Annotated in this window: 11 protein-coding genes; 4 read left to right on the forward strand and 7 right to left on the reverse strand. The window is 63.1% G+C overall.

From position 1 onward, the window contains the following. The first annotated feature begins 81 nt into the window (after nt 1–81). The 4 genes from NKJ11_RS10510 (at nt 82) to NKJ11_RS10525 (ending at nt 2,711) form a co-directional block, all read left to right on the forward strand. Nucleotides 82–972: a LysR family transcriptional regulator gene (locus NKJ11_RS10510; RefSeq protein WP_023813832.1), complete on the forward strand. Its 891-nt coding sequence runs from the start codon at nt 82–84 to the stop codon at nt 970–972. 109 nt (nt 973–1,081) lie between these two features. Beyond that, nucleotides 1,082–1,261, forward strand: a complete 180-nt coding sequence (locus tag NKJ11_RS10515; protein WP_196815358.1) for a hypothetical protein — start codon at nt 1,082–1,084, stop codon at nt 1,259–1,261. A gap of 132 nt (nt 1,262–1,393) precedes the next feature. Then, on the forward strand, nt 1,394–1,639 hold the full coding sequence (locus NKJ11_RS10520) for a DUF982 domain-containing protein (RefSeq protein WP_352793242.1): 246 nt from the start codon (nt 1,394–1,396) through the stop codon (nt 1,637–1,639). A gap of 70 nt (nt 1,640–1,709) precedes the next feature. Continuing rightward, nucleotides 1,710–2,711 carry an aldo/keto reductase gene (locus NKJ11_RS10525; RefSeq protein ID WP_352793244.1) on the forward strand — a complete coding sequence of 334 codons (1,002 nt, stop codon included), beginning with the start codon at nt 1,710–1,712 and terminating at the stop codon, nt 2,709–2,711. A 57-nt stretch (nt 2,712–2,768) separates the two neighbouring features. Here NKJ11_RS10525 and NKJ11_RS10530 read toward each other — a convergent pair whose 3' ends face one another. The 7 genes from NKJ11_RS10530 to NKJ11_RS10560 form a co-directional block, all read right to left on the reverse strand. Continuing rightward, a complete protein-coding gene (locus NKJ11_RS10530; protein WP_352611191.1) occupies nt 2,769–3,257 on the reverse strand; it encodes a GNAT family N-acetyltransferase in 489 nt (162 codons plus the stop codon). An 85-nt stretch (nt 3,258–3,342) separates the two neighbouring features. Continuing rightward, a complete protein-coding gene (locus tag NKJ11_RS10535) occupies nt 3,343–4,035 on the reverse strand; it encodes a glutathione S-transferase family protein (protein WP_128304598.1) in 693 nt (230 codons plus the stop codon). A 147-nt stretch (nt 4,036–4,182) separates the two neighbouring features. Continuing rightward, a complete protein-coding gene (locus NKJ11_RS10540; RefSeq protein WP_128304597.1) occupies nt 4,183–6,168 on the reverse strand; it encodes an AI-2E family transporter in 1,986 nt (661 codons plus the stop codon). Between the two features lie 155 nt (nt 6,169–6,323). After that, on the reverse strand, nt 6,324–7,391 hold the full coding sequence (locus tag NKJ11_RS10545) for a D-alanine--D-alanine ligase family protein (RefSeq protein WP_128304596.1): 1,068 nt from the start codon (nt 7,389–7,391) through the stop codon (nt 6,324–6,326). A 24-nt stretch (nt 7,392–7,415) separates the two neighbouring features. Then, the gene (locus tag NKJ11_RS10550; RefSeq protein ID WP_352793302.1) at nt 7,416–7,925 is read right to left on the reverse strand and encodes a cysteine peptidase family C39 domain-containing protein; all 510 of its coding nucleotides are present in this window, start codon (nt 7,923–7,925) and stop codon (nt 7,416–7,418) included. A 51-nt stretch (nt 7,926–7,976) separates the two neighbouring features. Beyond that, on the reverse strand, nt 7,977–8,492 hold the full coding sequence (locus tag NKJ11_RS10555) for a hypothetical protein (RefSeq protein ID WP_352793246.1): 516 nt from the start codon (nt 8,490–8,492) through the stop codon (nt 7,977–7,979). Between the two features lie 190 nt (nt 8,493–8,682). Then, nucleotides 8,683–9,111: a VOC family protein gene (locus NKJ11_RS10560; protein WP_352793248.1), complete on the reverse strand. Its 429-nt coding sequence runs from the start codon at nt 9,109–9,111 to the stop codon at nt 8,683–8,685. Nucleotides 9,112–9,271 lie beyond the last annotated feature (160 nt).

Raw genomic sequence — 9,271 nt, forward strand, 5'->3', positions numbered from 1 at the left:
TTGACAGGACCAATATGTGTGGCTCACAAACAGTCAAACAGGCCGAAATTTTAGACGTACCGTCTCACTGGTGGAACACTCATGGATCTTCTGGCCCTGACCGATTTCAACCTCGTTGCCCGCCATGGGGGTTTCGGCAAAGCGGCAAGGGCCACCGGCCGGCCCAAGGCAACGCTGTCCAGGCGGGTTGGAGACTTGGAGAGCAGCCTTGACCTGCGCCTGTTTGAACGGGGTGCGCGCAACCTGAAGCTCACCGAGGAAGGGCGAGCACTCTTCGAGCGGACGGGGACCTTGCTCGCCGAGCTGGACGAGACGGCCGCCGAGATCGCCTCGGGCGGCCAAAGACCCAAGGGCAGACTGCGGATCAGCGCACCTCTGCATTTTTCTCAGACCGCGATGGGAAGGATCGCCGCGGGATTTACCCTCAAGCATCCCGAGGTGAGGCTTGAGGTCACGACGGAGGACAGGGCTGTCGACATGATCGAGGAAGGTTACGACCTGGTGATCCGGGTCAATCCGAAACCCGACGAAAGCCTGGTCGGACGGGCGTTTCTCCGCGACCGCCTGGTCGTTGTGGCGAGCCCGGACCTTCCTCGTACGACCGGTGGGCAGGCCGCTCCTGGCGTTGCACGCGGCACAGGCGAACGCCAGACATGGCACGTGAAGGACCATGGTGGCCGCTCGACGATTGCGGTCGAGCCTGTCCTTGCTCTGTCGACGCTGATCATGGTGCGGGATGCGGTGCGGGCCGGCGTCGGTGTTGGACGTCTCCCAATTTCCCTGGTTAGCCACGATTTGGCTGACGGCACCCTGGTGAATTGGGGGGACATCGATGGCCCGGAGATCGCTCTCTGGACGCTCTACCCCTCCCGGCGGCTGCTCAGCGCGCGCGTGTCGGCGTTCCTGGATTTTCTGAAACAGGCCTTCCCGAATGGGACGCCGGACGAACTGGCCGCCTATATCGGCAGGTGATGCCCGGCGCTTTCGCCGGCAAGAACCTTTATTTTTCGCGGAATGATTTCCGGCGGAACAAGTTGGGGCGACGAAAATTACCTTGTCACCCTTACAAGAGGAGGACGTCGTGAAAGGCTTGCGCAGTCTCCTTGCCGAACTGTCAGCCAGCTGGCTCAAGCGCCGCAAGGCGCAGGCGCCCACTGTCGTGAACACAGTCAAACCCCGCCCCGCCCATCAGGCGCCGCGGCAACGTGCCGCCCACAAACCCAAAACACCGTCCACCCGCGACGTCTCCTCGAACATGTGAGCCGCGCGGACAAGATGGGTCGCCCAATGCCATCGGGAGGTATCGGCAACTCTCACACCGGATGATTGGCATCGACGAAACCTTTGAGCGGCCATAGGCGTTTATCGCTTCAGCCCTATCGAGGTAGTTCCAATGCAAACGGCATGGTTCTCGAAGCCTGTGGCGGTTTCGGTCGGCGTCACCGGTACCATCCACCATCTGTCCAATACACAGCAGGCCATTGATTTGCTCACCACACATTGGCGTGACGCAGGCAGCCCGAAGCATCAGTCCGCGCTGCGCGCCTGCCGGCGGGCAACGAGCGGCGATGTCGCCCCCGACGTCGCCAGGGCGGCGCTCGTCGAGGCCGCGCGTGAAGCCCACATCCTGATCGAATAGAGTGTCGATTGAATCGGCCAACGTCGATGCGGCTGCTATAGTCGCGCATCCCCTCCTTGGAGACCCCACCATGACCCTGAACACACGCAAGCTCGGCAGCCAGCGGCTGCAGGTCTCGGCCATCGGCCTCGGCTGCATGGGCATGAGCCAGTCCTACGGCCCGGCCGACGAGGCCGAATCCATCGCCACGCTGCACCGTGCCATCGAACTCGGCTGCACCTTCCTCGACACCGCCGAGGTCTATGGCCCTTACGACAACGAAGCCCTGCTTGGCCGGGCGCTGAAGGGCAAGCGCGACCAGGTGACGATCGCCACCAAATTCGGCTTTCGCATCGAAAACGGCAAGCAGGTCGGAACCGACAGCCGGCCCGAACACATTCGAGAGGTCGTGGAAGCCTCGCTCGGCCGCCTCGGAACCGACCATATCGACCTCCTCTACCAGCACCGCGTCGACCCGGCGGTGCCGATGGAGGATGTCGCGGGCGCCGTCGGCGAGATGATCGCGCAAGGCAAGGTGCGCTTCTTCGGCCTGTCGGAGGCGGGTGCGGCCAACATCCGCCGGGCGCATGCCGTGCATCCGGTGTCGGCCGTGCAGAGCGAGTATTCGCTGTGGGAGCGCAATCTGGAGCCGGAGATCATCCCGCTGCTTAGCGAACTCGGCATCGGCCTGGTGCCGTTCTCGCCGCTCGGCCGAGGTTTTCTCACCGGCCAGGTCAAGCGCGCGGAAGACTATCCCGACGGCGATTATCGCCGCAACGACCCGCGCTACCAAGGCGAAAACTACGACGCCAATGTCGAGGCGGCCGCCAAGGTGAGCGACATTGCCGCTGCCCGCGGCGTCAAGCCCGGCCAGGTCGCGCTGGCCTGGCTGCTGGCGAAGGGCGACGGCTTTGGCATCGACATCGTGCCGATCCCCGGCACCAAGCGCACAAAATATCTGGAAGAGAACGTCGCCGCCGCCGCCATCAAACTCGATGCCGCCGAGATGGCCGCGCTCGACGCAGCGCTTGCGCCGGGAAAAGTCTCCGGCCCGCGCTACACCGAGCGGGGCATGGCGATGGTCGATCGGTAGGGGTGCCTGCTCCAGCGTCCGCGACAGTCTCGCCAAGGTCGTTCCGAATAGACAAGGCTACCGAAAGCCCAGATGCTTCCGATAGCAGTGGGTTTCCACGGTGAACCTGCCGGCGACATCGTCCGGCAGCCAAAGTGCGTCTTCGAAGGTGCGGCTCAAGCGCCACCCTTCGCGGGCATAAAATCTCTGCGCGCGGAGATTTCCCGCCGTGCAGAAAAGCTCGGCCTCAGCCACGCCTTGCTCGGACAAGAGATGCTCGGCGCGTGACAGCAGATCGCGGGCGGTCCCGCTTCCCCGTGCTTGCGGGCTTACGTGGAGTTTCACCAGCTCCGCTCCGTTGATGGCGACGAAGCCAAGCAGTTCATCGGCTGCCGCCACATGGAATGCATCGGCGGATTGCTCCAGCCACAGCGAAAAATGCGCGGGCGTTCGGTACGCCAGGATTTCGGCCGGAACCAGATGCGCGTGGGCATCATGCCAGCCCTGGTGCCATAGTTGCACGATCGCCGGCTGGTCGGCTTCTTGGGCTGGGCGAATTTCAAGCATTCCTCACCGCCTGCAAAAGTCTGGGATCTGCCGCGCCAGGGTCATTTGCCGCTTCCGGCATTTCCAAGAATTACAATCCGCTGCATCATCCCTGGCTTTGCGAACATCTCAGAGCGTTCGCGCCATGCCTGTCCAGCGTGCTCGGGGCGTTGACCGCAAATTGCGCAGCGAAAGCCCTGATGTAAGCGGGCCGAGCTTCACCGCGCGCCACATAGGCAGCAAGGTTTTGATATTCGTCCAAAATGCCCGACATTCTTAGTCGCAGCAGCACCGATACCATCAACAGATCGCCCGCGCTGAATGCATCGTCGAGCCACTCGGCGGCGCTCAGGCGAGCCGAGAGCCTGTCGAGACAGGCGCGAACACGATCCTTCACCAATGGCAAACGCTCCTCGCTCCAGGGCTTGTCAGCTTCGAATATCTTTGCCGTCGTTAATTCGAGGATCGGCGGCTCGACTGTGTTAAGTGCGGCAAACATCCAGGTGATCGCACGCGCGCGGGCATCGCGATCGCCGGGCAGCAGGCCCGCGTGCTGCTCGGCAAGATGAAGGATGATCGAGCCGGTCTCGAACAGTGAGAGAGAACCCTCCTCATAGGTGGGGATCTGGCCAAAGGGCTGGAGTGCCAGATGGCCAGGCGCCTTCATCTCCGCGAAGGAAACAAACCGAACCTCATAAGGCTGCCCTGCTTCTTCGAGCGCCCAGCGAACGCGCGTATCGCGCGCCAGTCCCTTGCCGCGATCGGGCGATCGCTTAAATGCCGTGATGGTGATTGTCATCGCATCGTTCCTGATTGGGTGAATTCTTCGGCTCCCTATCGTCAAGACGAATGGGCCTCCCGGAAATCGACATCGGTCTGAACTATTTTCCGCAATTCGTGCCTGGCTTGTCGACCCCGACACTGCCGAAGAAGGCAAAGGCAGGGCCTAACCCGCCGCTGCCGCCGTGACCTTCTTGGACGCGGCCCGCTGTCGCCGCATGCGCCGTTTGGCGACAAGCTTGAGCGCGACCGGCGGCTCGTTTGACAGCGCGCCCAGCACGGCGTCGACCATGCCATGCGCCACGAAATCCGCGTTCATGTCACGGGCCAGTTTGTCGGCCGTCTCCTTGTCCTCAGCAGCGGCCTCCGACCAGAACACGATTCCCACCCGAAGTGCGGCCTTCGCGCGCTTCAGCCGGCGAACCAGGAAACGGGCGTGCTTGACGGAATCCCGGTTCAGGAATCCGACCACGACGGTGTCGACGGTTTCGAGCTCAAGGCGGCGAATGCTGGCGGGCTCCATATCGGCAAAGCCGGCTTTCAATACCGTCGCGCCCTGAACCTCCAGCACCTGCGCCAGCATCGCGGCGGCGGCGTCGTCGAGCTCGCCACGCCCACCGGCGCAAAGCACGGACATATCCGTGCCATCGGGCAGGTCGGTCTCGTCCTCCCCGTTGGGATCGCCATCGTCGCTCGCCTCTGCGGCCACGGGCGGCTCCTCCTCCTCGCCTGCCTCCTCCTGCGCGCTGTCGTCGAGATTGGCGACCAGCATCAGGGCACTGGCCGCCACTTGCCGCCTTTGCAAATCGCCCATGACGCCGCGCACACGGTCTTGTTCGCCCAGCAGAAGCGCCGGAATGGCAACCTTGTCGTAGAATTCGACCAGATATTTCTCCTCCAGCATCTCCTCGGCATGGTCGGTGGCTTCTTCCGGATCGCCGGCCAGCAGCCGCTGGTACAGGCGCGCATGGGGTTCGAGCACGGGCTCGTTGCCGAACAGAACGTCGAGGAATTCAAACTGCGGCACGTGTCTGCCCAGCACCACCAGGCAGACGGTGAGCGGTGTCGACAGGATCAGCCCGAGCGGCCCCCAAAGCCACGTCCAGAAAATCGCCGCGACGATGATCGCCAGCGGCGACAGTCCTGTCCGCGAACCGTAGAGCCAGGGTTCGATGACATTGCCGGTGATCAGCTCCATCACCACGAACAGGGCGGCCGTCCACAGCACGAGCGACCAGCCCGGCGCAACGGCCAGCGCCAGGAACAGCGGCAAAAGCATGCCTATGATCGGGCCGATATAGGGCACGAAACGCAGCGCCAGCGCCAGCAGCCCCCACAGCAGCGCATTGGGAATACCGAGAGCCCAGAGCCCGATCGCGATCGGTACGGCGTAGACGATGTTGACGACCAATTGCATCAACAGATAGCGGCCCACCCGCTTGGCGGCATCCTGAAGCGCCTCGGTGGTGCGGTGGAGGTCGCCGTAGCCGACAAGCCGGATGAAGCGGTCGCGCAGATCCTCCCGCTCGAGCAGCATGAAGATGACGACGACAATGATCAGCCCGGCCGACCCAAGCGGGCTGATCAGCGGCCCGACGATGTTCTGCAGGACCTGGAGCGGCCTTTCGCGCGCGACGATCTCGACCGGCACCGGCTCGCGCGGCGGCTTTTCCGGGGTGGCAGCCGGTAGCGAGGGGTCCTGCCTGTCGATCTCCTGGCCGACCCGCTCGACCACCTTGCTCAGTCTGGCAAGGATCCCGCCCCCCACCCCGGTTTCCTTGAGCGAGCGGATCTTGGTCAGGATGTTGGTCTGGTAGACCGGGATGTTCTGCGCCAGTTCGCTGACCTGCGTGGCGACGATGAAGGAGAACAGGCCAAGGGCCGCGAAAGCGCCGAGCACGCTGGCAATGACGGCGGCAATCCGGGGGATACCGACCTTTTTAAGAGCTGAGACAAGCGGCGCCAGGGCGAAGGTCAGTAGCAGCGCGATCGCGATCGGCAGGAAAACCTCGCGCCCGAAATACAGTGCCGCCACTGTCGTGACGATGGCCGCCACATTTGGCAATGAGGTTCGCGGATGAAGCGCGGCCGCTGAAAGGGCGTCCCCCGGCCCATCAGCCGAAGACGCCGTGCCGTTTCGACGATTGGCCACGTGATGCCTCCCTGCCAAATGCCATGATCGGGCATATAGAGCCGACGTACAACTTTAGCCAACGATGAAATACACCTCACTCAACAGGCAATGATCCCGCCCGCGTCGGCCGCGCTCTCAACGCGCGGAATGGAAGTCAGGCTCGCTCGTTCGGATCAGCGCGCCGCATGCCTGGCCAGCGCGTGCTCGATCAGCACGTCGATGGTTTGGCTGTAGCCGATGCCTGTTGCCGCCAGCGCCTTGGCGTACATCGAGATGTCGGTGAATCCGGGAATGGTGTTGACCTCGTTGACGAGCAGGCTGCCATCGGCGCGCAGAAAGAAATCGACGCGCGCCATGGCTTCGCAGCCAAGCGCCTGGAATGCCCGCCGCGCCATATCCCTGGCCTTCTCGGCCACATCGGCCGGGACATCGGCGGGCACCTTGACCAGCGCGCCGTCGGCATCGAGATATTTGGCCTCATAGGTGTAGAAGCCATGCTTGCCGGCCGGAATGATCTCGCCGGGCAGCGACACCGTCAGCGACCCGTCGGCGCGCTCCAGCACCGAGAACTCGATCTCGCGACCCTCGACGAATTCCTCGATCAACACTTTGCGGTCGTAGCGGAAAGCCGTGTCGATGGCCTGCTCGAAGCCGTCCCTGTCATTCACCTTGCTGACCCCGAAGGACGAGCCCTGGCGCGCCGGCTTGGCGAAGAACGGCAGGCTGAGCATCCCGGCAATCTCCTGGAAGGAATGCTTGCCGTTTCGATGCACGGTGACGGAGCGGGCAACCGCCAATCCCGCCTCGCGCATCAGCCGCTTGGCGACATCCTTGTCCATGGCGGCGGCCGAGGCGAGGATGCCGCAGCCGACATAGGCGACATCGGCGACCTCGGCATAGCCCTGCACCGAGCCGTCCTCGCCGAACGGCCCGTGCAGCACCGGGAACACGACGTCGATGGGGGGCAGGTCAGGCTGCGTACCATCCCGCGACACGGCGACCAGCCAGCCCTTGCCGCCGGGCAACAATGCAACCTCCGGGCCGTCTTCGGATGCCGGCGCCCCTGCCGCGTCATCAAGTTGTTGCAGCAGCCATCTGCCGCTTCGCGAAATAGCGATCGGCACGATGTCGTAGCGCGTCCGGTCGATCGCCTTCAGCACATTGGCGGCCGAAAGGCGCGACACGTCATGCTCGGCCGAACGCCCGCCATAGAGGATGGCCACTCTTGTCTTACCGGTCATCGAAATCCCTCGACTGTCAAAAAATCAAATGGCGACGGCAATGCCGCGATTGGCGAAGAAGCGATCGAAATCGGCCGGCGCCAACACTGCGTCTGCCTGTGTGGCGGGGTCGTGGCCGGACGGGTTGTGAAAGCGGAAACCCTCGTCGGACGCCGCCGTGACCAGCACCAGATGACCGCCCTTCGAGGGCGGCTCGCGCTCGGGCCAGCGGATCGAACTGCTGACCGACGCGATGAAGAAGCGCGTCCGCTGCATGATCGCCGGAATCTCCCCCGTCGCGACATTGGTCACCACCTCGGCCCGGAGTCCAAAAACCTCTTTCACGAAGCTGACGAAGGGCGCGTAGATCAGCCCCTTGATCGATCCCCCGTTGACGACATAGCCGCCATATAAGGTGCAGCGCCTGGCAAGCTCGATCGTCGGCACGATCTCGCCGCGGCTGGCCAGGATCATCTTCAGGCACGCCATGCCGCAGATGTTGGCGGCCCAGACCGCATACTCATCGAGAGTTTCCGCGCCCGACTCCCGCCACAGCGGATCGCGAAAAAGCCGCTTAGGCCCGTTTGGCGAGCCGTGTGCCGCCGCCTACTCGGCCTTCGTCCAACCGAAAACCAGCCATGCATATTTCGATTTTTCGTCGGGTTCGACAGTGTAGGTCATCTGCATGTCGCCGTCCTTGGCGTAGATATCCAGCCGGGGCGCGGTCTCCAGCTTGAGCCACGCCGAACTCTTGCTGAAGGACCAGGTTCCGCACCAGACGCAAGGCCCCGACGTCGGATCACCCGGCTGATGAAAATTGTAGCGGCCGTCCGCCGTGATCTCCAGATAGTCGAACGCCCCGTAAAACGCCGTCACCGTCTGCTGGAATTCATTGGCGGCCGCTTCCTGTTCCGGTGTCGGCGCATCCTTCATATCGCGCGGCGGCCGGATGGCCCCACCGTTCAGTTTCCATTTACCGACAAAATCCTTCTGGGTCGGAAGATATTCCTCCTGCGCCTGCGCCGATGAAACATAAGCAAAAGGTGATATACTTGTGAGGCCACCGGCCCCGATCGCAAATAAAAGCGTGGCGGCACAGATCGCCCTTGTTGGGTTTTGCATAAAAAATATATCTCCACGGGGGTAAGGGGAGTTTTATTGAGGATTTTGCAGCGCGCGTTGCTTCGATACCGATTCCCGCTCGCCATTTGCACGGTTAGCATCGTGGCCACCAATCTGGCAACGCAAAGCAGCCTCTCTCTCCAGCATCGCCCCATGCGCCCGCGATCCCGGCCGGCTGAATATCGGCAGCTTAGAAGGTGATCTTCACCGAAGCGGCGCTGCGACTATGCGGGCCGTGATGGACGGCCTCGATGTTGTTGCCGTCGGGATCGAGCAGGAAGGCGGCGTAATAGCCGGGGTGATAGGGCCGTTCGCCCGGTGCGCCATTGTCCGTGCCGCCAGCCGTAAGCCCGGCCTTGTAGAAGACATCGACCATGGCGTGATCCCTTGCCTGGAAAGCCAGGTGATGGCGGCCGGTGAGTTTTCCCTGTGCGGCCCGGCTGTCGGCAGTGGAGACAAACAGCTCGTCGGCCCAGAAAAAGGCGGCGCCGCTGCCGCCAATCGGGACATCGAGCGCCTGCAGGACCGCCTCGTAGAAACGCCGGCTGGCCGCAAGGTCCCCGACCACCAGTTGGATGTGGTCGATGAGCCGGCCGCGATGCAATTCCTGGGTTTCCATGAAAACGCCTCCTCGTGTGGGTTCGAATTTAGGTTCGGACAGGGCGTCGTCAATGCGGATACTCCTTCCGTCCAGCAAACAAAAGGCCCGCTGGGAGGGGATCCAGCGGGCCTTTGGAAAGCATCTCTAGCCTTCAGAGGTCTGAGGGGGGATCAGACCT

The organism is Mesorhizobium sp. M0243, from assembly GCF_040321775.1.
Taxonomy (GTDB): domain Bacteria; phylum Pseudomonadota; class Alphaproteobacteria; order Rhizobiales; family Rhizobiaceae; genus Mesorhizobium.